This window comes from Neorhizobium alkalisoli (genome assembly GCF_002968635.1).
In the GTDB taxonomy this organism is placed as follows: domain Bacteria; phylum Pseudomonadota; class Alphaproteobacteria; order Rhizobiales; family Rhizobiaceae; genus Neorhizobium; species Neorhizobium alkalisoli.
This window is the reverse complement of record NZ_PVBN01000001.1, coordinates 830,614-855,410: the sequence shown is the minus strand read 5'-3', so window position 1 is coordinate 855,410 and position 24,797 is coordinate 830,614. Positions and strand designations below refer to the sequence as shown.

22 protein-coding genes are annotated in these 24,797 nt (G+C 61.7%); 15 read left to right on the top strand and 7 right to left on the bottom strand.

Annotated elements, in window-relative coordinates:
* Positions 1-24 precede the first annotated feature (24 nt).
* A complete protein-coding gene (locus C5L13_RS04275; RefSeq protein WP_105381964.1) occupies positions 25-1,554 on the top strand; it encodes a glycosyltransferase family 39 protein in 1,530 nt (509 codons plus the stop codon).
* Positions 1,555-1,557: 3 nt separating this feature from the next.
* On the opposite strand, the gene C5L13_RS04270 is transcribed toward C5L13_RS04275, so the two are convergent.
* Positions 1,558-2,925, bottom strand: coding sequence for an aspartate aminotransferase family protein (locus C5L13_RS04270; RefSeq protein ID WP_105381963.1), 1,368 nt, complete (start codon positions 2,923-2,925; stop codon positions 1,558-1,560).
* 79 nt (positions 2,926-3,004) lie between these two features.
* Here C5L13_RS04270 and C5L13_RS04265 point away from each other — a divergent pair, with 79 nt between their 5' ends.
* Entirely contained in the window at positions 3,005-4,339 is a 1,335-nt protein-coding gene (locus C5L13_RS04265; protein ID WP_105382082.1) for a glutamine synthetase family protein, read from the top strand.
* A gap of 16 nt (positions 4,340-4,355) precedes the next feature.
* Here C5L13_RS04265 and C5L13_RS04260 read toward each other — a convergent pair whose 3' ends face one another.
* On the bottom strand, positions 4,356-5,105 hold the full coding sequence (locus tag C5L13_RS04260; RefSeq protein ID WP_105381962.1) for a hypothetical protein: 750 nt from the start codon (positions 5,103-5,105) through the stop codon (positions 4,356-4,358).
* Positions 5,106-5,395: 290 nt separating this feature from the next.
* Here C5L13_RS04260 and C5L13_RS04255 point away from each other — a divergent pair, with 290 nt between their 5' ends.
* A complete protein-coding gene (locus tag C5L13_RS04255) occupies positions 5,396-6,139 on the top strand; it encodes a GGDEF domain-containing protein (RefSeq protein WP_105381961.1) in 744 nt (247 codons plus the stop codon).
* A gap of 13 nt (positions 6,140-6,152) precedes the next feature.
* Here C5L13_RS04255 and C5L13_RS04250 read toward each other — a convergent pair whose 3' ends face one another.
* The gene (locus tag C5L13_RS04250) at positions 6,153-7,091 is read right to left on the bottom strand and encodes a diacylglycerol/lipid kinase family protein (protein WP_105381960.1); all 939 of its coding nucleotides are present in this window, start codon (positions 7,089-7,091) and stop codon (positions 6,153-6,155) included.
* A 273-nt stretch (positions 7,092-7,364) separates the two neighbouring features.
* Between C5L13_RS04250 and C5L13_RS04245 the strand changes: the two genes are divergently transcribed.
* Positions 7,365-8,606 (top strand): MFS transporter, encoded by a 1,242-nt coding sequence (locus C5L13_RS04245; protein ID WP_105381959.1) that lies wholly within the window; start codon positions 7,365-7,367, stop codon positions 8,604-8,606.
* A gap of 5 nt (positions 8,607-8,611) precedes the next feature.
* Here C5L13_RS04245 and C5L13_RS04240 read toward each other — a convergent pair whose 3' ends face one another.
* A complete protein-coding gene (locus C5L13_RS04240) occupies positions 8,612-9,013 on the bottom strand; it encodes a winged helix-turn-helix transcriptional regulator (protein WP_105381958.1) in 402 nt (133 codons plus the stop codon).
* Positions 9,014-9,141: 128 nt separating this feature from the next.
* On the opposite strand from C5L13_RS04240, the gene C5L13_RS04235 reads away from it, so the two are divergent.
* Positions 9,142-10,158: a zinc-binding alcohol dehydrogenase family protein gene (locus C5L13_RS04235; protein ID WP_105381957.1), complete on the top strand. Its 1,017-nt coding sequence runs from the start codon at positions 9,142-9,144 to the stop codon at positions 10,156-10,158.
* Positions 10,159-10,280: 122 nt separating this feature from the next.
* Here C5L13_RS04235 and C5L13_RS04230 read toward each other — a convergent pair whose 3' ends face one another.
* Positions 10,281-10,892: a L,D-transpeptidase gene (locus C5L13_RS04230; protein WP_105381956.1), complete on the bottom strand. Its 612-nt coding sequence runs from the start codon at positions 10,890-10,892 to the stop codon at positions 10,281-10,283.
* A 177-nt stretch (positions 10,893-11,069) separates the two neighbouring features.
* On the opposite strand from C5L13_RS04230, the gene C5L13_RS04225 reads away from it, so the two are divergent.
* Positions 11,070-11,267, top strand: coding sequence for a type II toxin-antitoxin system VapB family antitoxin (locus tag C5L13_RS04225; RefSeq protein ID WP_105381955.1), 198 nt, complete (start codon positions 11,070-11,072; stop codon positions 11,265-11,267).
* Positions 11,264-11,632: a PIN domain-containing protein gene (locus tag C5L13_RS04220; RefSeq protein ID WP_105381954.1), complete on the top strand. Its 369-nt coding sequence runs from the start codon at positions 11,264-11,266 to the stop codon at positions 11,630-11,632. The genes C5L13_RS04225 and C5L13_RS04220 overlap by 4 nt, the downstream gene beginning before the upstream one ends.
* A gap of 69 nt (positions 11,633-11,701) precedes the next feature.
* Here the strand turns inward: C5L13_RS04220 and C5L13_RS04215 are convergent, their stop codons facing one another.
* Entirely contained in the window at positions 11,702-13,363 is a 1,662-nt protein-coding gene (locus tag C5L13_RS04215) for an electron transfer flavoprotein-ubiquinone oxidoreductase (RefSeq protein WP_105381953.1), read from the bottom strand.
* A gap of 271 nt (positions 13,364-13,634) precedes the next feature.
* On the opposite strand from C5L13_RS04215, the gene C5L13_RS04210 reads away from it, so the two are divergent.
* The 6 genes from C5L13_RS04210 to C5L13_RS04185 all read left to right on the top strand — a co-directional run bounded on the left by C5L13_RS04210 (position 13,635) and on the right by C5L13_RS04185 (position 21,313).
* On the top strand, positions 13,635-15,047 hold the full coding sequence (locus C5L13_RS04210; RefSeq protein WP_105381952.1) for an FAD-binding oxidoreductase: 1,413 nt from the start codon (positions 13,635-13,637) through the stop codon (positions 15,045-15,047).
* 93 nt (positions 15,048-15,140) lie between these two features.
* Positions 15,141-15,929, top strand: a complete 789-nt coding sequence (locus C5L13_RS04205; protein WP_105381951.1) for an SDR family oxidoreductase — start codon at positions 15,141-15,143, stop codon at positions 15,927-15,929.
* A gap of 112 nt (positions 15,930-16,041) precedes the next feature.
* Positions 16,042-16,401 carry a hypothetical protein gene (locus tag C5L13_RS04200; RefSeq protein WP_105381950.1) on the top strand — a complete coding sequence of 120 codons (360 nt, stop codon included), beginning with the start codon at positions 16,042-16,044 and terminating at the stop codon, positions 16,399-16,401.
* A gap of 80 nt (positions 16,402-16,481) precedes the next feature.
* Positions 16,482-16,685 carry a hypothetical protein gene (locus tag C5L13_RS04195; protein ID WP_105381949.1) on the top strand — a complete coding sequence of 68 codons (204 nt, stop codon included), beginning with the start codon at positions 16,482-16,484 and terminating at the stop codon, positions 16,683-16,685.
* A 285-nt stretch (positions 16,686-16,970) separates the two neighbouring features.
* Positions 16,971-18,191: an efflux RND transporter periplasmic adaptor subunit gene (locus C5L13_RS04190; protein WP_105381948.1), complete on the top strand. Its 1,221-nt coding sequence runs from the start codon at positions 16,971-16,973 to the stop codon at positions 18,189-18,191.
* A complete protein-coding gene (locus C5L13_RS04185) occupies positions 18,188-21,313 on the top strand; it encodes an efflux RND transporter permease subunit (RefSeq protein WP_105381947.1) in 3,126 nt (1,041 codons plus the stop codon). The genes C5L13_RS04190 and C5L13_RS04185 overlap by 4 nt, the downstream gene beginning before the upstream one ends.
* Before the next feature lie 214 nt (positions 21,314-21,527).
* Here the strand turns inward: C5L13_RS04185 and blaOXA are convergent, their stop codons facing one another.
* Positions 21,528-22,352 (bottom strand): class D beta-lactamase, encoded by an 825-nt coding sequence (gene blaOXA / locus C5L13_RS04180; protein ID WP_105381946.1) that lies wholly within the window; start codon positions 22,350-22,352, stop codon positions 21,528-21,530.
* 104 nt (positions 22,353-22,456) lie between these two features.
* Here blaOXA and C5L13_RS04175 point away from each other — a divergent pair, with 104 nt between their 5' ends.
* Both C5L13_RS04175 and C5L13_RS04170 read left to right on the top strand, forming a co-directional pair.
* A complete protein-coding gene (locus C5L13_RS04175) occupies positions 22,457-23,347 on the top strand; it encodes a LysR family transcriptional regulator (protein WP_105381945.1) in 891 nt (296 codons plus the stop codon).
* Between the two features lie 141 nt (positions 23,348-23,488).
* Positions 23,489-24,781: an Hsp70 family protein gene (locus C5L13_RS04170; RefSeq protein WP_105381944.1), complete on the top strand. Its 1,293-nt coding sequence runs from the start codon at positions 23,489-23,491 to the stop codon at positions 24,779-24,781.
* Positions 24,782-24,797: the final 16 nt, after the last annotated feature.

Here is a 24,797-nt window from a genome sequence, read left to right as displayed (position 1 = left end):
CTTCGGTCAGCGCCGGAGGGGATATTGCTGCAACAGAATCAATCGGCCACCTATGGCATCCGGCTTTCGTCCGAACGCCATGCCATCCTGCTCGCGGCAATCGCCATCTATTTCATCGTCAATTTCCTGGCGCGAATGGCATTGCCGGGGAACCTGGAACTGGACGAGGCAGAACAGTCCTATTTTTCCCAGTGGCTTATGGCGGGCTACAGTTCACAGCCGCCGCTCTACAACTGGCTTCAATATGCCACGGTGCAGCTTTTCGGCCTTTCGCTTGCGTCGCTCTCGGCCTTGAAAAACCTCATCCTGTTCAGCGCCTACGTCTTCTACTTTCTGGCTGCGCGGGAAGTGATGCGCGACCGGCAGGTCGCAGCGATCGCAACGCTGGGGCTTCTGACCATTCCGCAGGTGGCCTTCGAAGCCCAACGCGACCTCAGCCACACCGTCGCGACGATCTTCACTGCCTCCCTGTTTCTTTACGCCTTCTTGCGGACAGTCCGACGCCCCTCGATTTCGTCCTTCCTGCTGCTCGGCCTTGCGACCGGGGTCGGCGTTATCGCCAAGTACAATTTCGTCCTGCTTCCGGCCGCAGCCTTCCTGGCAATCCTGAGCGACGCCAAGTGGCGACCGCGCCTGTTCGACTGGAGGCTGTTGCTCGCCGGCGTCATCGCGCTCGTGATCGTCGCGCCCCACGCCCTTTGGCTCGTGGATCACATCAGTGCCGCCAGCGCCCACACCATGCGCAAGCTCACCGGCTCCGGCGGCGCTCCTGCACTCGCCATGCTGAACGGCCTTGGCTCGCTCGCGCTCGCCTCGCTCGGCTTCGGCGGTTTGACGCTCGCACTCTTCGCCCTCACCCACCGGGAAAAGCTGCCGGCGATCTTCCGCGCCCGCAGCGACTGGACGCGGCTCACCGGGCGGATCTTGATTTTCGCGCTTGGCCTGATCGTTCTGATGATCCTGTTCGGTGGCGTCGAAAAGGTCCGCGATCGCTGGCTCACGCCGATCCTCATCCTGCTCCCGCTCTATCTGGCGCTCAAGATCGACGCCGCAGCCCCGAACCTGCAGCCGGAGATGAGGAGGATCTGGGCTATCGCGATCGCGCTCATGGTCCTGATCCCGACCTTGCTTCTCGGCCGGGTTGCCACGGCATCGCTGACCGGGCTCTACCAATACCCGAATTACCCATTCGCCTCGATGGCCGAGGAGGTGCGCCCGCAGGTGACGTCGGCGCCGACCCTTGTCGTCACCTTGGACACCCATATGGCGGGGAACCTGCGTCTTCATCTGCAGCCGGTTCCTGTCCTCGCGCTTTCGACACCCGCGGGCCTCAAACCTCCGCCGACGCCTGAGCATCAGCGCATTCTCTTCGCCTGGCGAAGCGCTGCCGATGGCACATCCGCCGGCCTGCCGCAAAAATTCGAACAATATCTGCAGGAACGCGGAATGAAGGCCGATGCATCACAGATCCGCGCCGTGACGCTTCCCTACGCCTATGGCAGGGCCGGTGACGAATACCACTTTGCCTATGCCGTCTTCGACATCGGCCACTGACAGCTATTCCTTCACGGTGTCCCGCAGGTGGTCGAGAGCCCGGCGCAGCTTGTCGATCACCTCGTCCACCTCAAGGCGGCTGATCGTCAGGGCGGGCGAGGCCAGCATGCGATCGCCCGTCGCGCGCATGATCAGGCCGTTCTCGACGCAGTGATTGCGCACCAGCGTGCCTATATCGTCGGGCTTTGCATAGCGGCGCCGGGTCGCTTTATCCGCAGCGAGCTGCAGTCCGCCCATCAGGCCGACGCTTTCCGCCTGGCCCACGACTTCATGATCCTCGAGGCTCTTCCAGGCGGAGGCGAAATAGGGGCCGATATCGTCGCGGACCCGCTCGACCAGCCCCTCCTCCTCGATGATGCGGATGTTCTCCAAGGCCGCGGCTGCCGAGACCGGGTGACCGGAATAGGTGAAGCCGTGGTAGAAATCGCCGAGCTCGCCGACCATCACATCCGCGACCCGATCGCTCACCAGCACGCCGCCGATCGGCAGATAGCCGGACGACAGGCCCTTGGCGATCGGCGCGAGATCCGGCTCGATGCCGTAATATTGATGGCCGAACCACTCGCCCAGGCGGCCGAAACCGCAGATCACCTCGTCCACGACCAGCAGGATGTTTTTCGCCTTGCAGATGCGAGCGATTTCCGGCCAGTAGGTTTCCGGCGGGATGATGACGCCCCCTGCCCCCTGGATCGGTTCGGCGACGAAGGCCGCGACGCGGTCCTCGCCCAGTTCGTCGATCTTCGCCTCCAGCTCGCGGGCGACCTTCAGGCCGAATTCGGCGGGCGACAGATCGCCGCCCTCCGCATACCAGTAGGGCTGGCCGATATGGTGGATGCCCTCGATCGGCAGATTTCCCTGCTCATGCATCAGCTTCATGCCGCCGAGCGAGGCACCGGCCACCGTCGAGCCGTGATAGCCGTTCTTTCGGGCGATAATTTGCGTCTTTTCGGGTTTGCCCAGCGCCTTCCAGTAGACGCGCGCCATACGGAACCAGGTGTCGGTCGCTTCCGAGCCGGAATTGGTGAAGAAGACCCGCTTCAACCTGTCGCCCGCATGTGAGGCGATTTTCTGGGCGAGCAGCGTTGCCGGCGGCGTCGTGGTGCCGAAAAAGCTGTTGTAGTAAGGCAGTTCCTGCATCTGCTTATAGGCGGCATGGGCAATCGACTTGCGGCCGTAGCCGACATTGACGCACCAGAGGCCCGCAAATGCATCCAGATATTTCTTGCCCGTCGAATCGTAGATGTAGACGCCCTCGGCCCGCTCGATGATGCGCGTGCCTTTGGCATTCAGCTGCTTCATGTCCGAGAACGGATGCAGGTGATGGGCGGCGTCGATCGCGGCGAGATTGGAAAGGGCGCTGATATCGGTCATGGAACTGGCCTCTGATTGTGCGGTCAATTCTTATCGGTTACGAACTCTCTTCCGCAACACCCTTTCAAAAGACCTGCCGATGTCCTCTGAATCCGTCACGCCTCATATCGAAATCCTGCTCGTCGGCATGAATGGCGACCTGCGCGGCAAGCGCATTCCGCTCGAGGCAGAGAAGAAGGTCTGGGATGGCACGGTGCGCCTGCCCACCTCCACCCAGTCGCTCGACATATGGGGCTACGATAATGACGAGCTAAACGGGCTTTCGATAACGATCGGCGATCCCGACGGCGTCTGCGTACCCGACAGGCGCAGCCTCGCGCCGATGCCCTGGGGGCCGGAGGGGTCGGTCCAGGTGCTTTCCACCATGCACGAGATGGACGGAACCCCGAGCTTCATGGATCCGCGCGCCGTTCTCGCAGCGATGCTGGAACGCTACGAGCAGCGCGGCCTGACCCCGGTCGTCGCCACGGAGCTGGAATTTTATGTGGTGCAGGACGACTGGCGGGAGACCGGCAGGCCGCGCCCGCCGGCCAAGCTGATGTATCGCGACCAGCCGAACGGTTTCCAGCTCTACGACATGAGCGCCGTCGATGCGCTCAATGATTATCTGCAGACCGTCAGAACCTGGGCCGGCGCTCAAGGGCTGCCGGCGGATGCGACGACCGCCGAATTCGGGCCCGGCCAGTTCGAGATCAATCTTCTGCACCGCGCCGACGCGCTGGCGGCGGCCGACGACTGCATCTACCTGAAGCGCATTGCCGAACAGGCCGCCAGGAAACACGGGTTAAAATCCACCTGCATGGCCAAACCCTATGCGGACCAGGCCGGCTCCGGCCTGCATGTGCATGCGAGCATCATCGACCGCGACGGCAACAATGTGCTGGACGCCAGGGGCGGCGATCCGGCGCGGCTCAAATCCGTCTGCGCCGGCATGTTGAAGACGATGCGCGATGCACAGCTGATTTTCGCGCCGTTTGCCAATTCCTACCGCCGTTTCCAGCCGGGCTCCTTCGCTCCGGTCGACATCGACTGGGGCTTCGGTCATCGGGGAACTGCGGTGCGTATTCCGGACAGGGACGGCCCGGCCGCCCGCATCGAGCACCGCGTTGCCGGCGCCGACGCCAATCCCTATCTGTTGCTGACCGCGATCCTTGGCGGCATGCTCTTGGGGCTGGACGAGATGCTCGATCCCGGCCCGGCGACCGAACCGGGCAAGGAACCGCCGGCCGGCACGAAACGCCTGACGCATGACTTCCTGACGGCAGTGGAGGATTTCTCCGCCTCGCCTTTCATCAAGGAGGCGTTCGGCGCGCGCTACCAGAAGCTCTACGCCGACACCAAGCGCAAGGAGGCGATCACCTATCTGCGGACGGTGAGCGACTTCGACTACCAAACCTATCTGCCGCGGGTTTAGAGAAGACGGCGGAGGACTATCCTCCGCTAGACTGTCCTTGCGGCAAAGACGGTTTCGATATCCATGGCGCGTATGGCAGATCGTCGATGTCGATCAGCATCGGCTGCCCCTTTTCATAATCGAAGGCCTTGGTTATCGAAGCGACGAACTTGCCGTATTCCTCCTGGAGTTGCTGAAGCGCTTCGCGATCGCCGGTCTGTGCGGCAACAACCTCCTCCTCTTTCAATGCCCTCGTCAGGTCGCGATAGGTGCTGTTGCCATCCTTGTCAGGGATAAAGACCACAACCCCACCCTTTTCCTTGAACTTGATGCCCACGTAGAGCTCATCGTCGGTGAAGAGATCGCGATTCTTGTTGATCATCTGCGGGAGGGCGAGTGCGAAGAGGCTTTCCCGGCTGAGGCCGCCATGGGCTTCGTATTGCTGGTTCACCAGCTGCGCGAACTGCCAGCCCTTCTCGGAGAGCAGCGCCTTCAGCATATTCTTGGCAATGGGATCGCTTATCTTGAACTGATCGGAATTGATGAAGTCGATAGCGTCGGAGACGAGTTGGCTCTTCTCGTCCATCTCGACAAATGCAGCGTTGATGGCGAAAGCGGCTCTTATCGTTTCCTTGGCGGGTTCGCCGGAAATTCCGTTCGCCACCTGGACGAGATCGGTTTTCTTTGCCTCGTTTTCCTTACCTTCTTCGGAAGGGATGGCCGACTGGGCAGCCGACTGTTTCAGGATCAGCAAAGCTGCAGGTTGAAGTTCGTAGATGGAAGTCATGCCGTTCCTCGCGCGTGCCTTCCGCCTGTCATAAGCCTAGGCAACATCTGCCGGAACCATCATGGCCCGAAACAAGCAATTTGTTCTATCGGGGGTTGAAATTAAGGGCCAATGGATAACAGGATATGAACACCCGATCGCGAGATATCGCCATCGTATCGGCAGTCCGCGACGAGCAGGGCCGCCGCTGTTTTGGACCCTTGACGTCAAGGCCGAAGTTCTTCTTCAACCTATCTTAAATCCCTTCGGTCTAAGGAAGCCGTATATTTCATGTCATTGCGGCTCCGTGGATGCGTCTCGTTATTGTCAAGTCACTGCTGACCGGTCTGTTGTCGCTGCTCGCTTCGCTTTCACTGTCGTTCGCCTTCGTTCCCATGATGGGGGGACAGGTGGCCGGTGCGGGGCTGGTGATGACGATCGTCTGCCCACTGGCGATTTCGATCCCCGCCTCAGCCATGATGTTCTGGCAGTCGGAAAGGGTTCGGCGGGCTGAGAAAATCGCCTCCGATGCGCTAGCGAAACTCGCCCTTGCCTATGAGGAACTTAGGTTGCAATCCAGGCGCGACGGCCTGACCGGATTGCTGAATCGCGGTGCCTTCCTGGAAGAACTCGACGCTTTCAGCCGCAACGGGGTGACCGGAGCGCTGATTTTCCTCGATCTCGACCATTTCAAGTCGATCAACGACCGCCATGGCCACGCCGCTGGAGACGAGGTGCTTCGCCGGACCGGGCGGATACTCTCGACCTATCGGGGGCAATTCGACATCGCCGGCCGTCTCGGAGGTGAAGAATTCGCGCTTTTTCGAGGCGGCATCGCAATCAAGGACATGCCGAAGCGATGCGAGGATGTTCGCGAAGCCATCGGCGGCGTCGATATCCGCTCTCCCTCCGGGGCGAAGATCGGCGTTTCGGCGAGCATCGGAGCCTTGTATTGCGGGGCGGGTTTCGATCCCCATGCCTGCCTCAAGGCGGCTGATGTCAATCTCTACGAGGCCAAGGCCCGCGGCCGGAACCAGGTCGTCTCGTCGGCCTAGCCTGCCGAAGCCCTCAGATTCCGCTGCCGTCCCGCTCGTCCAGTTCGCGGAGTTGCGGTTCGTTGACCAGTACCCTCAGTTCCCCCGCATGGATCTTCAGATGCACATCGCGCTTCATCGGCAGAAGTTCGCCGTCGATGACGCAGCGGATGTCGTGCCGCTCGCGGGGGAAATGCAGTTCGACCTCGGTAGCCGTCATGGCCGTCACCGCAGCGTTTTCCTTGAGCCGCCCTCGCAGGATGTCGACGGCGAGTTTCGCCACGCCTGCCGGTGTCAGAGGATCGGCAAAATAAAGACCCAAATGCCCGCGCGTCAGTTGGTCCGCATACATCAAAGGATCGGAACCGAATTCGTTGTTGGAGACCGAGATCGCGGAAACCTCGCGGGAGACGGTCTTGCCCCCGACGTTGAACTCAACCTCGAATTCCGGCGGGTTGAACATCACCCCGATCGCAGCGCGCGTGCTCGCCCGGATTTTCCCGAGCCGCGACGCATAGGTCATGGAATTGCGGTAACGCACCATGCGGGCATGCAGGCCGGCCGAAAACTGATGCACGAAGCTCTTGCCGTTGGCGCTGGCGATATCGATGTTTTCGGGAGTGGCGACAGCCAGCGTGTCCAGCACCCGCCATATGTCGAGAGGCAGCTTCAGCGAACGAGCAAAGAGGTTCATGGTGCCGGCCGGAACGACGCCGAGCACGATGCCGCTCTTCCAGGCAATACCGGCCGCAGCCGAGATCGTGCCGTCACCGCCGCCGGCAATCAGACCTTCGACACCGGGCGTTGTGGCCGCCTTTTCCATGGTCGCCATGACCTCGTCGCCGGAGACCACATGGCACTCGATCTGATGGCCGGCAGACTTGAAAGCCTGAGCTGCCTGGGCGCAATAGGCGTCCATGTCGGTGGTTCGGAAGGTACCGCCATCGCGGTTGAAGACGGCAAAAAGGTTCATCGCATCAAAGCTCTGGGCGGGCGGTTTCGGCCGCGAGACAACGGGGTACCGAAGAAATGGTTGCGATGACGTGCTTTATCAACAGGGCGCCAATGAGGCCGGCACCGCACACACAATGCCGTGAGCACCTAAGGAATATTCGTGAGGCTCTACCGCAATGCACAATCCCGTGGTACTTTTGACCTGTGTCATTTTTGATGACCGCTCACCTCCAGAGCGGGTGGACGTCTCCCACGTCTTACCCGCATCTTTTTTTCAAGCAGATTCAATTTGATGACCGATTCCGCCGTCTCTTTCGATTCCGTTCGCGATCGTTCAACCTCTCCCGTCACCGACGCCACTCCCAGCCTCTCACCGCTGGCAATCCTGCTCATCGAGATTGCACTTGCGGTCGGCGGGTTCGGCATCGGCACCGGCGAATTCGTCATCATGGGGCTTCTTCCCGACGTGGCCTCGACATTCGAGGTCAGCATTCCGGCGGCGGGTTACGTCATCAGCGCCTATGCCTTGGGCGTGGTGATCGGCGCGCCTGTTATCGCCATCCTGTCTGCCCGCCTGCCGCGCAGAACACTGCTTCTCTGCCTGATGGGCCTCTTTGCGGTGGGCAATATCCTCAGCGCTATGGCGCCGACATTCTGGAGCTTCACGGCGCTGCGTTTTATCACCGGGCTGCCGCATGGCGCCTATTTCGGCGTCGCCTCGCTGGTGGCTGCATCCATGGTGCCGCCCAACAAACGCGCCCGCGCCGTCGGCCGCGTCATGCTCGGCCTGACCATCGCGACCCTTGCCGGTACGCCGCTTGCAACCTTCATGGGGCAGATGCTCAGCTGGCGCGCCGCCTTCTTCCTGGTCGGGGGAATCGGGGCGCTGACCGTGGCGCTCCTCTGGTATTTCCAGCCGCGGGACAAGGTGCAGGAAGGGGCAAGCATCCGTCGCGAGCTCAGCGCCTTCGGCCGCACCCAGGTCTGGCTGACGCTCGGCATCGCCGCGATCGGCTTTGGCGGCATGTTCTCCGTCTTCAGCTATATCGCCTCGACGACGACGCAAACCGCTCAACTGCCGGTCGGCATGGTATCGATCGTGCTTGCCCTCTTCGGCATCGGCATGAATGTCGGCAATATCGTCGGCTCCAGGCTCGCAGACCTGTCGCTCAAGGGCACGATCGGCGGCTCGATGGTTTTCTACATCGTGGTGATGCTCGCCTTCGCGCTCTTTGCCCACAATCCGATCGCACTCTACATCACCGTCTTCCTGGTCGGCTGCGGTTTTGCCCCCGGCCCCGCATTGCAGACGCGGCTGATGGATGTTGCCGCCGACGCGCAGACGCTTGCCGCAGCATCCAACCACTCCGCCTTCAACGTCGCGAACGCTCTCGGCGCCTGGCTCGGCGGGCTGGTCATTTCCTGGGGCTGGGGTTTTGCCGCCACCGGTTATGTCGGTGCGTTCCTGTCGCTGCTCGGGCTCGGCATCTTCGCGGTTTCGGTCAGTCTGGAAAAGCGCCGGGGTGCGGCCTGACCTGATCAGGCCGCCTTGGATGGCGCTTTTGCTTCCGCCTCCGGCGCAACCACGAACTTCTGCCCGTCACGGCAGATGACATGCTCCTTGCCCCAGAGGCGCAGCGCCGTGACCACGGGCTCCAGGCTCTGGCCGAGCGGCGTCAGCGTGTAGTCGACGCGCGGCGGAACGACCGCAAACACGGTCCGCTCCAAGAGCCCCGCCTCTTCGAGCTCCCTCAGCTGCTTGGTCAGCATGCGCTGCGTCACCGACGGGATGCGGCGGCGAAGCTCGTTGAAGCGCAACGTGCCGTTTTCAAGCAGATGATAAAGGATCACGCCCTTCCATTTGCCGTCGAGAAAACTCAGTGTCGATTCGACCGGGCAACCGGGAAAATTGTCGGTCAGCTTGGCACGCGGCTTGGACATCCGGGGATCCTTTCACGGTATCCTTTTCGATACTATACATCAAAAATGTGCATTCTTGCGCTGGCGAACCATACGAGCCATCTAGTCTCCAGGCAACAAACGCCACTCGCAAATGAAGGAGATCTTGAATGCGCGCCGTCGGCTTCAACGCACCCCAGCCCATTACCGCCGAAACCTCGCTGATCGACATCGAGCTGCCGATGCCGGAGGCGAAAGGCCGTGACCTTCTGGTCGAGATCAAGGCGGTTTCCGTCAATCCGGTCGATACCAAGGTCCGCAAATCGGCGGCGGTCGAAGCCGGGCAGCACCGGATTCTGGGCTACGACGCCGCAGGCATCGTCAAGACGGCCGGACCGGACGTGAAGCTCTTCAAGCCGGGCGACGAGGTTTATTACGCCGGCGCGATCAACCGGGCCGGCACGAATGCGGAATTCCATCTGGTCGACGAGCGGATCGTCGGCTTCAAGCCGAAGACGCTGAGCTTCGAGGAAGCCGCCGCGCTGCCGCTCACCGCGATTACCGCCTATGAGACGCTCTTTCATCGCATGAAGGTGCAGGACAAGGTGCCGGGCGCCTGGAATGCCGTGCTGGTCATCGGCGGCGCCGGTGGCGTCGGTTCGATCGCCATCCAGCTCCTGCGAGAGCTTTCCGACGTGACAGTGATCGGCACCGGCTCGCGACCGGAAACGCAGGCCTGGATCAAGGAACTCGGCGCCCACCACGTGCTCGACCATTCCAAGCCGCTGGCAAAACAGTTCGAGGAACTGGCGATCGGTTCGCCCGCCTTCGTCTTCTCGACCACCCATACGGACCAGCATATCAAGGACGTACTCGAGCTCGTCGCCCCGCAGGGCCGGTTCGCGCTGATCGACGATCCGAAGGAGGCCATGGACATCAGGCCCTTCAAGAGCAAGGCGCTCTCCATCCACTGGGAAATGATGTTCGCTCGGCCGGTCTGGCAGACGGCCGACATGATCGAGCAGCACAAGCTCCTCAATCACGTGGCGGAGCTGGTGGATGCCGGGAAGATCCGCACCACCCTTTCCGAGACGCTTGGCCCGATCAATGCCGCCAACCTGAAGAAGGCGCATGCGATGATCGAGAGCAACCGGACCAAGGGCAAGCTCGTGCTGTCAGGCTTCTAGAGCCTTTGTTCTGCGCATTTCCGGACTGAAAACCGTGTTACACTTTTCCTGGAAATGCTTTAACGACGAAAAGCCCGCCGTGGCTGAAACGGCGGGCTTTCTTTGTCAGGCCTGATCGTGGGTCAGGCCTGGATGACGACGACCTTCGCGCCGACCTTGACGCGCTCGTAGAGGTCGATGACATCGTGGTTCATCATGCGGATGCAGCCGCTCGACATGGCAAGGCCGATCGATTCCGGCTGGTTGGTGCCGTGGATGCGGAAATGGGTGTCGCTGCCGCCGCGATAGAGATACATGGCACGGGCGCCCAGCGGATTGTTCGGGCCGCCCGGCATGCCGCCGGCGAGCTTCCGATAGCGGGCCTCCCGGCGCTGCATGTTGGCCGTTGGCGTCCAGGTCGGCCATTCGGCCTTGCGGCCGACATAGGCACTGCCGGCTAGGGCAAGACCCGCCCGGCCGACGCCCACGCCATAACGGATCGCACGGCCATTGCCGAGAACATAATAGGCGCGGCGGGCCGGCGTATCGACCACGACCGTGCCTGCCGGATGCGCGCTCTCATAGGCGACTTCCTGACGACGCAATTCTGGCTTGATCTTCTCGGCCGGCACCGCCTTCAGCGGAAACTGCTCGTTCGGCAGCGCCGCATAGTTCGTGTACTGCGGAACCGTGGAGGCGCAGCCCGCAAGCATCAGCGGCAGACCGACCAGAAAACCGCGACGGGAGATCGACATGAATGTGTCCTTGGTGCGTCGAGAAGATGACGCAAACTTAAGGAGATTATGGTTAATGAAGTGATAAGCCGGCAGTGTGGACAGCGGTCACGAATGCGTCAGGACATATATCTGCAGGCCACGAAGATTGATGGCCGCATCATTTGATGCTAATTTTGATGCGCAGGAGATGGAGACATGAGAACGACCATAACTGTAGATGACGAATTGCTCGCGGATGCCAAAGAATTCAGTGGCATCAACGAGACATCCGCCGTGATCAAGAGAGCGCTTACCTTGCTTGTTCAGCACGAAGCAGCGCAACGCCTCATCTTGCTGGGTGGCAGCGAGCCGAATTTCAAAGCTGCTCCAAGATCAAGGCCCGACGATCTGTGATCTTGATTGATACGGTGATTTGGGCGGATCATCTCGGAAAGCCCGACCCTCGTTTAATCGAATTGCTCGATAAACATCAGGTTTACATGCACCCGCATATCATCGGGGAACTGGCGCTTGGAAACCTCCGCCAATACGATCTTGTGATCCGTTACCTGCAGCGTTTGCCGCAGCTTAAACTCGCCTTGGATAGCGAGGTATTGGCAATGATCAGCCAACATAAACTATCGGGCTGCGGCATCGGCTATTCCGATGCGCACCTTTTGGCATCTCTTTTGCTGACACCGGGGACCTTGCTATGGACGCGGGATAAGCGCTTCAACACCGTCGCCCATCGATTTGGACTTGGCTGGACGGCTGCTTAGCACCGATCCACGCATACTTGCCCTTCGTCAGGTATTTCGACCCCACCAGATCCACACCGGCCAATGTTATCACATATTCGGATAGACAGGCCCTTCGCCGCCCTGGGGCGGGACCCAGTTGATGTTCTGGTTGGGGTCCTTGATGTCGCAGGTCTTGCAGTGGACGCAGTTCTGGGCGTTGATGACGTAGACCCGTTCGCCGTCTTTCTCGACCCATTCGTAGACGCCTGCCGGACAGTAGCGGGTCGACGGACCGGCATAGACCTCGAGTTCGGAGCGCCTCTGCAGATCCATGTCCTTGACCTTCAGATGCACCGGCTGGTCTTCCTCATGGTTGGTGTTCGATAAAAACACCGAGGACAGCCGGTCGAAGGTGAGGACGCCGTCGGGCTTCGGATAGGCGATCGGCTTGTGCTTTGATGCGGGCTCCAGGCTTTCGGCATCCGTCTTGCCGTGCTTCAGGGTGCCGAACAGGGACAGGCCGAACAGCTGGTTGGTCCACATGTCGAGGCCGCCGAGCGCGACGCCGAGACCGGTGCCGAGCTTCGACCACAGCGGCTTGACGTTCCTGACCCGCTTCAGATCGGTGCCGATCGCGGTCGACCGCCATTCGGTCTCGATCTCGATCGGCTCGTCATTGGCCCGGCCGCTTAAAATCGCCGCGGCGATCTTGTCGGCCGCCAGCATGCCGGACAGCACCGCATTGTGGCTGCCCTTGATGCGCGGCACGTTGACGAGGCCGGCCGAACAGCCGATCAGCGCGCCGCCCGGGAAGGACAGTTTCGGCACCGACTGGTAGCCGCCTTCGGTGATCGCCCGGGCGCCATAGGAAAGACGCTTGCCGCCCTCGAAGGTGGTGCGGATCGCCGGATGCGTCTTGAAGCGCTGGAACTCCTCGAACGGATAGAGATAGGGGTTCTTGTAGTTCAGGTGCACCACGAAGCCGACGGCGACCAGATTGTCTTCGAGATGATAGAGGAACGAACCGCCGCCGGTCTTCATACCGAGCGGCCAGCCGAACGAATGCTGCACCAGGCCCGCTTTGTGGTGTTCCGGCTTGACCTGCCAGAGTTCTTTCAGGCCGATGCCGTATTTCTGCGGCTCGCGGCCGTCCTGCAGGCCGAATTTGGCGATCAGCTCTTTGGCGAGCGAACCGCGCACGCCCTCGCCGATCAGCACGTATTTGCCGGTGAGTTCCATGCCGCGGGTGAAGGCCGGGCCGGGCTCGCCGTTCTTCTCGACGCCCATGTCGCCGGTGGCCACCCCGATCACCGCACCTTGGTCGTTGTAGAGCACTTCGGTCGCGGCAAACCCCGGATAGATCTCGACGCCGAGGCTTTCCGCCTTTTCGGCGAGCCACCGACAGACGTTTCCGAGCGAGACGATATAGTTGCCATGGTTGTTCATCAAAGGCGGCATGGCGAAGTTCGGCAGGCGGACCGAACCGGCCGGGCCCAACAACAGGAACTGGTCGTCGGTAACAGGCGTCTTGAAGGGATGCCCTTCCTCCTGCCGCCATTCCGGCAGAAGCCTGTCGATGCCGACAGGATCCACCACCGCGCCCGAGAGGATATGCGCACCGACTTCCGAGCCTTTTTCCAGCACCACGACGGTCAGCTCCGGATCGACCTGCTTCAGCCGGATCGCCGCCGAAAGACCCGCCGGCCCGGCACCGACGATCACCACATCGAATTCCATCGATTCGCGTTCGGGAAGTTCCTGCTCGCTCATTTCCAACTCCGCTCGCCGGCCCCTCCCGGCTTCAATTCAGGCACCTGTCTTGACAAAAGCAACCCCGTTTGTCGAGGCGGGAAAGCGTCTTCAGCCTTGCCATTCGCGCAAACTGCGTTTCGCTTTACTCATATTACTTTTACGTGCACGTAAGATACCTCGACCAAAATGAAAATCAAGCTGCCTTCGTGCGCGGTTGCGGCCGGTTTCACCTTGAAAAGCGCGCAGAACAATTGCATGCCGCGCAGAGACCCAGAGACGGCAGCCTGAGATGACGAAAAACAGTTCGCATTCGACTACCTCTGCGACGGACCTGATTACCAGGCTTTCGGCGCTTCACCCGGATTTGGCCATTCTGGGACCGGACGACCTTGCGGGCCGCCATCCCGGCGAACACCCGGGCAATTTCGATGCAGGCGTCATGGCTCAGCCAGGGTCGGCGGAAGCCGCTGCCGCACTGGTTTCGTGGTGCGCGGCTCACGGTGTCGGGGTCGTGCCACAAGGCGGTCTCACCGGTCTGGTCGGCGGGAATGTCAGCCATGCAGGCGAAGTCATCCTGTCCTCGCAGCGGCTGAACCGCATCCTGTCCATCGAACCGGAAGAGATGACGGCAACCGTCGAGGCCGGCGTGACGCTTGAAGCCTTGCAGCAGGCGCTGAAGCCGCTGGGGCTCGCGACCGGAATTGATCTCGGTTCGCGCGGCTCGGCAACGATCGGGGGAATGATCTCCACCAATGCGGGCGGCATCCTCGCCTTCCGCAACGGCGTCATGCGGCACCAGATCCTCGGACTGGAGGCCGTGCTTCCATCGGGAGAACTCTTTTCGGACCTGACGCGAGTGGTGAAAGTCAGCGCAGGCCCCGATCTCAAGCACCTCTTTATCGGGGGAGAAGGTGCCTTTGGTTTCGTCACCCGGGCCGTGCTGAAGATCGAGCCGGAAAGGCCGCACCGGGCAACGGCGATGATCGGCGTGCCGGATGCGATGACCGCACTCAGGGTCGTCAGGCATTTCCGCGGCCTTCCTGCCGTGACGCTCGAGGCCGCCGAGATGATGTGGCCTCGTTATATCCGCGATCATGCGCGCCAGAAGAACGTCGAACTGGATTGGCTGGAGGAAACGGCATCCGCCCTGCTGATCGAGATTTCCGCCGAAGATATCGACACGGCGAAGCTGGCGATCGAGACCGGACTGGAAGCGCTTTGGGAGCCGCTCGGACTTCAGGGCGGAATTGTCGCGCAATCCCTCGCCCAGGCCACTCGCCTTTGGGATCTGAGGGAGGATTCAGGGTTCTACTATGCCGAAATTCCGGACGCCGCATCTTTCGACATTTCGGTGCCGCCGACGTTTCTGGATGACTATGTCGGCGGTCTGCAGGCCCGCCTCAGGAAAGTCGACCCGGCTTATGAAGCCTATGTCTACGGCCACATTGCCGACGGCAATCTGCATCTGACGCTGATCAAGCGCGGCCCGCTTGTCGGGACGGAACTGCGCCTGGTCGAGGAAGCCGTCTATACGGGCGTTGCAGATGCGGGCGGCAGCTTTTCGGCCGAACACGGGGTCGGGCTGGAGAAGAAGTTCGGCTATGAGCGTTTCATGTCGCGCGAGAAACAGGCGCTCGCCCGCACCCTCAAGCAGGCGCTCGATCCGAAGGGAATTTTCAACCGGGGCAAGGTGCCGTTCTGACCCGCATAGCAATCGGACGCTTCCCAACCGCGCCACGGCCACTATAACCAACTCCCAAAACCATCGCAGAGATATCGTCACAAGGAGGACATCATGGATCTCGGCATTTCGGGCAAACGCGCCCTCGTGCTCGCCTCGTCGCGCGGGCTCGGCCTCGGCATCGCCAAGGCACTCGCCGCCGAAGGTGCGAACGTGCTGCTGGTCGGCCGTTCCGGGGACCGACTCGCGGAAAACTGCAAGGCGATCAATGCCGAAGGCAAGGGAAAGGCCGACTGGGTCTGGGGTGATCTTTCGGACCTCAACTTCGTCGAGGCGATGACCGCAGCCGTGAAGGAAAAGCTCGGCGGCATCGACATCCTCGTCAACAATACCGGCGGCCCGACGCCCGGTACCTCAGAGGAAATGACGGCCGACAAGCTCGATACCTTCTTCCAGTCCATGGTGCTGCGGGTCATCACGCTCACCAATGGGCTCCTGCCGCAGATGAAGGAACAAGGCTGGGGGCGTATCCTGACGGTCGCCTCTTCGGGCGTCTTTGAACCGATCCCCAATCTGGCGCTGTCCAACACGTTGCGTGCGGCACTGGTCGGCTGGAACAAGACGCTCGCAGTAGAAGTCGCGGGCTACGGAATCACGGCCAACATGCTGCTTCCCGGTCGCATCCACACCGATCGCATCGACGAACTGGACGGCGCGAACGCCAAGCGGACCGGAAAATCGCTCGAGGAAATCCGCTCGGCTTCGGTCAAATCGATTCCCGCTGGCCGTCTCGGCAAGGTCGAGGAATTTGCGGCAGCCGGCGCGTTCCTCTGCTCGGCACCGGCAAGCTATGTCACGGGCACCATGCTTCGTGTCGACGGCGGCGCGTCCCGTTCGATCTGACGAGCAGCGACCAGCCGCTAAACATTGAATCGAATTGCGGTTCCGGTATTTCCGGGATCGCAATAGGACGGCGATAGGAATTGGGCAGGCCCCAACTCACAGGATCGCCGGCATGATCGAAAGCATTTCCGGGGCCACCGAAGCTCCCTCCCCGAGTAGTCCCGCAACGGCGGCGCGGACGCCGACCTCGACGGCTGCGGCGATCGCCCAGACGCTCGCGGTCGCGCAGGTGGAGACGGCGTTTCTCGGAACCCGGCAAGCGGCCACGCGGCATGCCTCGGAGACTGCGGCGCTTTCGAGCAAATCAACCCTGCTGCACGCACGCAGTCTGGAAGCGGTGGACGACGCGGTTGTCCGCAACCTCCTGGACAGCCTCTCGCCGGCGAGCCGCGTCATCGGCAGCTTCTTCCTGACCGATGGCGAAGACCCGGCGCCGAAATCGCTGATTGCCACCTATTACGAAGACGTCTGAGCCCACCTATCACGCAATCGCGTTTAGCCGGGGTGGCGGTCGACGCGTATAATCTCCGGACTAATACGGGAGATGTTCCAATGCGTGTCTTCAGGCTTGCTTTCTCGGCATTCGGTGTCCTGCTGATCGCCGTCGGCGCCTTATGGATTGGCCAAGGCACCGGCGCCTTTCCCTATCCCGCCACGAGCTTCATGATCAACCAGACGCCGTGGATCATCAACGGCCTGATTGCCGCCATCGGCGGGCTTGTCATCATTCTGGGCTCGCGCCGCATACTTCACTAAGGCGCAGCGCGATCTTTCAGATCCGCTCCATGCGCTTCAGGTCTTTGTTTTTACGCAAAGCAGCGGCACGCTCTTGCGCGACATGCATTAGTGGTCCAGGGGCAATTGCCGCAGCCTGAAGATGAACAAGATTAACTCCGGTTCATCTAACCCCTTCATTACTAACATTTAATCCGCTTTCACCGGTTCGTGAGCCGGGGGCGGGCAATCTGTCTTTTTTGCGCCGCAATATAGGCAGCTCGATGGGAACCGCATCATCGACAACCAGAGGCAAGCGGTGACCTCATGAAGAAGATCTGGATTTTTGCAGGCGTTCTTGTTGTTGCGGGGGCTTCGGCCTGGGAGTTCCGGGACCGGCTTCCCTTCCTTTCACCTCTCGTTCAAGAGGCTTCCGCCGATACGGGCAGCGGCCAACCGCAGAATCAGCAGCGCCGACGTAACGGCGGTCCTCCGCCAACGGTGAAGACGGTCGCGGCTGAACGTGCCGCTCTTCCGATGGACATAACGGCGGCGGGCTCGGCGGCCGCCGACGAAGACACCACGATCGCCGCGCAGGAAGCCGGCCTCGTCGTCAGCATCGCCGCGACGGACGGCGCATCCGTCAAGGCGGGAGATCTGATTGCCAAGCTGGACGAGCGCACGGCAAAAGCTGCGCTTGCCAAGGATCAGGCCCTGCTCGTCCGGGATCAGGCCACGCTTGCGCAGGCGCAAACCGCGCTTACCCGCGCCGATGACCTCGTGCAGCGCAATGCCGGTACCCAGCAAGCCGCCGACGAGGCTCGCGCAGCGCGCGATACCGCTGCCGCGACCGTCGATGCGGACAAGGCATCCATAACCGCCGATCAGGTGGCGGTGGAAAACACCGCGATCCGGGCACCCTTCGACGGCAGGCTCGGCGAGATCGCGGTGAGCAACGGCGCCTATGTCAGCGCCGGCACGGCGATCGTCACCATTGCCAAATACGACCCGATCTATGTGCAGTTCCATCTTCCGCAGGCCTATCTCGGCGAGCTGAAGCAGGATTTCGGGAGCGACGGGCTCAAGGTGGAAGCGGTGCCACAGAGCGGCGGCAAGCCGGTAAAAGGCGCACTCAGCTTCTTCGACAATACCGTCGACCCTGCCTCAGGCACGATCCTCGCCAAAGCGAGATTCGACAACCCCTCCGGAAGGCTCTGGCCGGGACAATCGCTGAACGTCACCGTGCATTTCGAGAGCGACGAAAAAGACATCGTCGTGCCGACAGTGGCGGTCAGCCCCGGCGCCGATACCCCCTTCGTCTATGCGGTCGGGGACGACCGTAAAGTGCACAGGACGCCGGTCAAGGTCCTGCGCTCGAACGGCTCCGACACGGCGATCGCCAGCGGTCTCGACGCGGGAATGCATGTCGTCGTCGAAGGCCAAGTGCAGCTCGTGGACGGCGCCACCGTGGCAGAAGAATTCGAGGGCGGAACGATCGACAAGGCCGCCGGCGCTGATCAGCAGATCCAATTGGGAGAGGCACAATGATCCCGCAATTCTGCATCCGCCGTCCCGTCGCCACGACGCTGCTCGCGATCGGCGCCGTGCTGGCGGGCCTTGCCGGTTATCAGCTGCTGCCGGTCGCCGCCCTGCCTCAAGTCGATTTTCCGACGATCAACGTTTCGGCCCAGCTCACCGGCGCCTCCCCCCAGACCATGGCGACTTCCGTCTCGACGCCGCTCATCAAGAAGTTCGAGACCATTCCGGGCATCAGCGAGATCAGTGCCACGAACTCGCTCGGCAACACGTCGATCGTGCTGCAATTCGACCTCAACCGGAATATCGATGCCGCGGCCGCCGACGTGCAGGCCGCCATATCGCAGTCGACACGGCAACTGCCGGACAACATGACCACGCCGCCAAGCTATCGGAAAACCAATCCTGCAGACGCGCCGGTGCTGCTGCTTGCCGTGCGGAGCGACAGCCTGCCGCCCAGCAAGGTCGACGAGATCGCCGAGGACGTGCTTTCCCCCGCGCTTTCGACATTGCCCGGGGTGGCGGAAGTTTCGATCTACGGCTCGAAGACCTATGCGGTACGCGTCGAACTGGATCCGGCCAAACTGCAGGCGCGCAATCTCGGTGTCGATACGGTCACCGATGCGATCGCCAACGCCAACAGCCAGGCGCCGGTCGGCTCATTGGAAAACGACAGCCAGCGGCTGACGATCAATGCCGATACGCAACGGACGAATGCCAGCCAGTTCCGCTCGCTGGTGGTCGCGAACCCCAATGGCGCACCGGTGCATCTCGGCGATGTCGCCGACGTTCAGGACAGCGTCGAAAACCTCGACGCGGGAAGCTGGTACGACGGAAACTCCGCCATCATCCTCGCCATCCAGCGCCAGCCGGACGCCAATACGGTCGACGTAGTGGACGCAGTGCGGGCCAAGCTACCGGCGCTTTCCTCGGAACTGCCGAAATCGGTCTCGATCAGCGTCATGAACGACGCTTCGACGGCAATCCGCGCCTCGATCGCCGACGTGCAGTTCTCGCTGATGCTGACGATCGCGCTGGTCGTGCTCGTCATCTACCTCTTCCTCGGCAGGCTGTCGGCCACGATCGTCCCGGCGCTCGCCGTGCCGTTGTCGCTGATCACCACCTTCGGCGCCATGTATGTGCTCGGTTACAGCATCGACAACATATCGCTGCTCGGGCTGACGCTCTCGGTCGGGCTGGTGGTGGACGATGCGATCGTCATGCTGGAAAACATCATGCGGCATATCGAGGACGGGATGCCGGTGATGCAGGCCGCCCTTCAGGGCGCCTCGGAGGTGAGCTACACGATCATCTCCATGTCGGTGTCGCTGATCGCGGTCTTCATCCCCATCCTGCTGATGGGCGGCGTCGTCGGCCGGCTGTTCAACGAATTCGGCATGGTGGTGGCACTTGCGATCGTCGCCTCGGCGGTGGTGTCGCTGACGGTGACGCCGATGCTGGGCTCTCGTCTTTCCGGCGGGGAGCATCATCCGGGCCTCGTTGCGCGGGTCTTCGACACCGGTTTCAGCCGCACGCTGAAGGGCTATGACCGGTCGGTCGGCTGGTGCCTGAGAAACCGCGGCATCATCATGCTCGTCTTCCTCGCCTCGGTCGGCGGCTCCGTCTATCTCTTCAGGACACTGCCGACCAGTTTCTTTCCCAGCGAGGATATCGGCAGCCTGAGCATCTCCACGCAGGCCCGCGAGGATATTTCCTATCCGGCGATGCGCGATCTGCAGGCTCAGGTGGCGGCTGCGGTCCAGAAAAATCCGGCCGTCGCCCATGTCACCTCGATCGTCGGCAGCAACGGCCGGAGCCCGCTCAACAAAGGCACGATCTTCGTGCAGCTGAAGGACAGCGATCAGCGACCGCCGCTTGAGCAGACACTCCGGGAACTGAGGCAGGGAACGGCAAAGATCGCCGGCATCAAGAGCTTCATCACACCGCAGCAGAGCCTGCGCTTTGGCGGCCGGCAGACCGCCAGCCAATATCAGCTCGTCGTGCAGGCGCTGAACGCCCCTCAAACCAACGAATGGGCCGACAAGATCCAGGCGGCGATGCGGGCCGATCGGGCACATTTCACCGACGTGACTTCGGACGCCCAGAACGACGCGATCGAAGCCAATATCAAGGTCGATACGGAAAAGGCGGCCGCCTTCGGCATTACCGACCAGCAGCTCCGGCAGACGCTGCAGATGGCGTTCGGCGGTTATACGGCAGCCGAGATCCAGTCGACCGGCGACAGCTACGACGTCATCACCGAATTCGACAATACCAGACAGTGGAACGACCAGATGCTACAGGACGTGCGCGTCCTGTCTTCCAACGGCTCGCTGGTGCCGCTGTCGAACTTCGCCCAGGTCGTACGGCAGACGGCGCCGGTGACGATCAACCAGACGGGTCAGCTCGTCTCGACCACGGTGTCGTTCAACCTGCCGGCCGGCGTTTCTCTGAGCGATGCGACGGCGGCGATCGACCACATCAAGACGCAGTTGCAGATGCCGAACGACGTGTTCACGACCTATGGCGGCACGGCACAGATCTTCCAGCAGAGCCAGGGCAATACGCCGCTTCTGATCCTCGCCGCGGTGCTGACCATCTACGTGGTGCTCGGCGTTCTCTATGAAAGCTTCATCCACCCACTGACGATCCTCTCCGGCCTTCCGGCGGCGGCTTTCGGGGCGCTCCTGGCGTTGAAGCTTTTCGGCTTCGATCTCTCGATCATCGCCCTGATCGGGCTGTTGATGCTGATCGGCATCGTCAAGAAGAATGCGATCATGATGATCGATGTGGCGGTAGAGACGATGCGTTCGAAGGGGGAAACGGCGAGTGAAGCGATCCATGAAGCCTGCGTTCGGCGCTTCCGGCCGATCATGATGACGACCTTCTGCGCGCTGCTGGGGGCGCTGCCGATTGCGCTCGGCACCGGTGCTTCCTCCGAACTGCGCCAGCCGCTCGGCATCGCGGTGGTCGGCGGCCTCATCGTTTCCCAGGCGCTGACGCTGTTCATCACACCCGTCATCTTCGTGGAGATGGACCGGTTCGGACGCTTCCTGGGAAGACTCTGGACGAGGAAGGACAAGGAGCGCCACGAGGCCAACGACGATGTGCCGACGGCGATTGCGGCGGAGTGATTCCTTTGGCCGCCACGATCAAGGACTCGGGGTAACCTTAACGAATAACCTGAACACCAGACTCCGTTTGCGTTAGACCCTTCAAATACGGTTTATAGAAAGCGCAATGCATTGCTAAAGTCAGCGCTCAGCGCTGCGGGCGGCCGGGTCAGGGGGTGACCCGGCCGTTTTCAGTCTCGGAGGAAAGCGGCGCGGGGAACGTTGGGCACAGAGCTCAAAACTTTTCAGCCAATTTCGGAAGATCTTCAATCAGCGAATCCCGCACCACAAAGCTGATCGGGGCGCCTTTGTATCGCTTGGTATCGACCAGCAGCCTTGCGAAGATGACGCGGCGCTCGTCCTTCACCGCCCAGCCGACGAACCAGCCGAGCGGGCGGTCGTAATCCACCTTTCCAGCCTTGTCGCGCAGCCAGCCGGAACCGGTCTTGCCCTGGATATCCCAGCCGTCACCCGCCTCGAAATGCGGAACGATGGCGAGCGTCATGTCGACGGCGTGTTCGGAGATCGGCAGGCCGCCATTGAGGAACCGACGCAGGAACTGCACCTGCTCATCCGGCGAGATTTTCAGCGACGACATCAGCCAGGATTCGGTCAGGCCATCGGTATTGCCAGGGCCGCCCGAGACATCGCGATTGCCGTAACCGAAGCGCTGGATGTAATCCGCAAACTTGCGCTTGCCGACCTTGCGGGCGATTTCCTGCGAATACCAGACAATCGATTCCTTTTCCCAGATCAGCGGATCGACATCCTTCTTGACCCGCTCCGGTCCGCCGAACTTCGCCTGATATTTCCAGCGGGGGTTTTGGGCGTCGGTAAGGATGCCCGCGTCATAGCCCATCATGGCCAAAGGCAGTTTGAAGGTTGATTGCGGATAAAAACCCTGGTCGCAAGCGCCCTGGCGATAGAGCGTCTCGCCGCTCTGCTCGTCGACTATGACGGTGCAGCGGATCGGTTCGGCGGCCCGAACAGAGACGCAGTCCAGAAAAGCCGCGGTAATTCCGAGAGAAAGTGCCAGGAGAAATGAATTTCTGAAAGCCATTATGGTGCTCCAAGTGGTTCGGCACGGCTTTTCTAGGCTGGCTTGCAAGCCCCAATCAAACGATGATAACTGCTGGCAGACATGAATTAAATTAGGCCATTGCCATGGTTCGACCCCATTTGCCGCTGAACGCGCTGCGGGCCTTCGAAGCCGCGGCGAGGCACCTTTCCTTTACCCGGGCGGCGATCGAACTGTGCGTGACGCAGGCAGCCGTCAGTCATCAAGTGAAGCTCCTGGAACTGCGGCTCGGCGTGACGCTCTTCCGCCGTCTGCCGCGCGGGCTGATGATCACCGAGGAAGGATTGGCGCTCCTGCCGGCGCTGCAGGATTCGTTCGACCGGATGGCCGCGATGCTGGAGCGCTTCGAAGACGGGCATGTGCGCGAGGTGCTGAAACTCGGCGCGGTCGGCACGCTCGCGGTCGGCTGGCTGCTGCCCCGGCTTTCCGATTTCCGGGAGAAGTACCCGTTCATCGATCTGAGGCTCTCAACCAACAACAACCGGGTCGACATCGCCGCGGAAGGACTCGACTACACGATCAAGTTCGGCAACGGTGCCTGGCACGATATCGAGGCGGAAGCGCTGTTCGAGGCGCCGCTTTCGGTCGTCTGCATTCCGCCGATCGCAAGGCAGCTCAAGGCCCCGGAAGACGTCGCCCACCAGCCGCTGCTGCGGTCCTACCGCGCCGATGAATGGCCGGGCTGGTTCGAGGCGGCGGGCGTCGCTCTCCCGCAGATCCGCGGCATGGTATTCGACAGTTCCGTGCTGATGGTCGAAGCGGCGATCCAGGGTGCCGGCGTGGCGCTCGCCCCGCCGCTGATGTTTTCCCGACAGCTCGCCGCGGGCATCATCGAACAGCCCTTCGACATCTACATATCCAAAGGCAGCTACTGGCTGACGCGGCTGAAATCCCGCTCGGTCACGCCGGCCATGGAAATGTTCCGCAACTGGCTTGCCGAACAGGCGGCGGAGACGCGCGGGCAGTTGGAAATCTAAGCTCCCCGGGGTTGCCATACCGCCCGCCTTGTGCGATCACGCGCCCTCTCAAATTTCCAGGGCGCGAGCAGCGCCCTTTTTGCGTTCGGAGCCGCATCGGCTTCGGTTCAATGATCTTCGATGGATAAAAGGAGCACGGCCATGGCACGGGCGCTCGGGCTTGATTTCGGCACGACGAATACGGTTCTGGCGCTTTCGGACGGCGGCAGCACCACGCATTCGATGCACTTCACCAGCAGCGCCGGCGAGAGCGATTCGATGCGGACCGCGCTTTCGTTCATGAAGGACCCGGTGATGGGCGCGCAGGCGCTGAAGGTCGAGGCCGGCCAGGCGGCGATCCGCCAGTTCATCGACAACCCCGGCGACTGCCGCTTCCTGCAGTCGATCAAGACCTTTGCGGCAAGCGCGCTCTTCCAGGGCACGCTGATCTTCGCGCGCCGGCATGTCTTCGAAGACCTGATGGAGATCTTCCTCAAGCGCCTCAAAGCCTATGCGGACGACAACTGGCCGTCGGACGTGTCTCGCGTCATCGCCGGCCGCCCGGTGCATTTTGCCGGCGCCAATCCGGACCCGAAGCTTGCGACGGAACGCTATAACGAGGCTTTGACGCGGCTGGGCTTTCCGGAAATCCACTACGTCTATGAGCCGGTGGCGGCGGCCTATTATTTCGCCCAGACGCTGAAAAGCGATGCCACAGTGCTGGTCGCCGACTTCGGCGGCGGCACCACCGACTATTCGCTGGTCCGTTTCGAGCGCAGAGCCGGCAAACTGACGGCAAAGCCGATCGGCCATTCCGGCGTCGGCATTGCCGGCGACCATTTCGACGCGAAGATGATCGACAATCTGGTAGCGCCCGAAATCGGCAAGGGCACGTTCTTCAAAAGCTTCGACAAGGTGCTGGAAGTGCCGGCGGGCTACTACGCCAACTTCTCGCGCTGGAATCAGCTGTCGATCTTCAAGACCACACGCGAATTCACCGATCTCAAATCGCTGGTGCGTTCGGCGCTCGACCCGGACAAGCTGGAGCTTTTCATCGAGCTGGTGGAGCATGACGAGGGTTACCCGCTCTACCAGGCGATATCGGCGACCAAGATGGCTTTGTCCGGCGCGGAAGAGGCGGAATTCAACTTCGCGCCCCTCGGCAAGGCCGGCCGCAAGCTGGTGAAGCGGGCCGATTTCGAGACGTGGATCGCCCACGACCTCGGCCGCATCGAGGGCGCGCTGGACGAGGTGCTGGAAAAGACGAATACGCCGCCCGCCGAAATCGACAAGGTGTTCCTGACCGGCGGCACCTCCTTCGTGCCGGCCGTGCGCGGCATCTTTACCCGGCGCTTCGACGCTTCCAAGATCGAAAGCGGCGGAGAGCTGCTCTCCATCGCCCATGGCCTGGCGCTGATCGGCGAGAGCGACAACGTCCAGCAATGGGCGGCGTGACTTCCCTCTGGGCTTG

Excerpts from the sequence above, each read along its gene's own strand:
- C5L13_RS04255 (WP_105381961.1), top strand. The coding sequence starts at position 5,396 with ATGCGTCTCGTTATTGTCAAGTCACTGCTGACCGGTCTGTTGTCGCTG.
- C5L13_RS04250 (WP_105381960.1), bottom strand. The coding sequence starts at position 7,091 with ATGAACCTTTTTGCCGTCTTCAACCGCGATGGCGGTACCTTCCGAACC.
- C5L13_RS04270 (WP_105381963.1), bottom strand. The coding sequence starts at position 2,925 with ATGACCGATATCAGCGCCCTTTCCAATCTCGCCGCGATCGACGCCGCC.
- C5L13_RS04225 (WP_105381955.1), top strand. The coding sequence starts at position 11,070 with ATGAGAACGACCATAACTGTAGATGACGAATTGCTCGCGGATGCCAAA.
- blaOXA (WP_105381946.1), bottom strand. The coding sequence starts at position 22,352 with ATGGCTTTCAGAAATTCATTTCTCCTGGCACTTTCTCTCGGAATTACC.
- C5L13_RS04190 (WP_105381948.1), top strand. The coding sequence starts at position 16,971 with ATGAAGAAGATCTGGATTTTTGCAGGCGTTCTTGTTGTTGCGGGGGCT.
- C5L13_RS04230 (WP_105381956.1), bottom strand. The coding sequence starts at position 10,892 with ATGTCGATCTCCCGTCGCGGTTTTCTGGTCGGTCTGCCGCTGATGCTT.
- C5L13_RS04205 (WP_105381951.1), top strand. The coding sequence starts at position 15,141 with ATGGATCTCGGCATTTCGGGCAAACGCGCCCTCGTGCTCGCCTCGTCG.
- C5L13_RS04260 (WP_105381962.1), bottom strand. The coding sequence starts at position 5,105 with ATGACTTCCATCTACGAACTTCAACCTGCAGCTTTGCTGATCCTGAAA.
- C5L13_RS04215 (WP_105381953.1), bottom strand. The coding sequence starts at position 13,363 with ATGAGCGAGCAGGAACTTCCCGAACGCGAATCGATGGAATTCGATGTG.
- C5L13_RS04170 (WP_105381944.1), top strand. The coding sequence starts at position 23,489 with ATGGCACGGGCGCTCGGGCTTGATTTCGGCACGACGAATACGGTTCTG.
- C5L13_RS04240 (WP_105381958.1), bottom strand. The coding sequence starts at position 9,013 with ATGTCCAAGCCGCGTGCCAAGCTGACCGACAATTTTCCCGGTTGCCCG.
- C5L13_RS04175 (WP_105381945.1), top strand. The coding sequence starts at position 22,457 with ATGGTTCGACCCCATTTGCCGCTGAACGCGCTGCGGGCCTTCGAAGCC.
- C5L13_RS04200 (WP_105381950.1), top strand. The coding sequence starts at position 16,042 with ATGATCGAAAGCATTTCCGGGGCCACCGAAGCTCCCTCCCCGAGTAGT.
- C5L13_RS04245 (WP_105381959.1), top strand. The coding sequence starts at position 7,365 with ATGACCGATTCCGCCGTCTCTTTCGATTCCGTTCGCGATCGTTCAACC.
- C5L13_RS04265 (WP_105382082.1), top strand. The coding sequence starts at position 3,005 with ATGTCCTCTGAATCCGTCACGCCTCATATCGAAATCCTGCTCGTCGGC.
- C5L13_RS04185 (WP_105381947.1), top strand. The coding sequence starts at position 18,188 with ATGATCCCGCAATTCTGCATCCGCCGTCCCGTCGCCACGACGCTGCTC.
- C5L13_RS04235 (WP_105381957.1), top strand. The coding sequence starts at position 9,142 with ATGCGCGCCGTCGGCTTCAACGCACCCCAGCCCATTACCGCCGAAACC.
- C5L13_RS04210 (WP_105381952.1), top strand. The coding sequence starts at position 13,635 with ATGACGAAAAACAGTTCGCATTCGACTACCTCTGCGACGGACCTGATT.
- C5L13_RS04195 (WP_105381949.1), top strand. The coding sequence starts at position 16,482 with ATGCGTGTCTTCAGGCTTGCTTTCTCGGCATTCGGTGTCCTGCTGATC.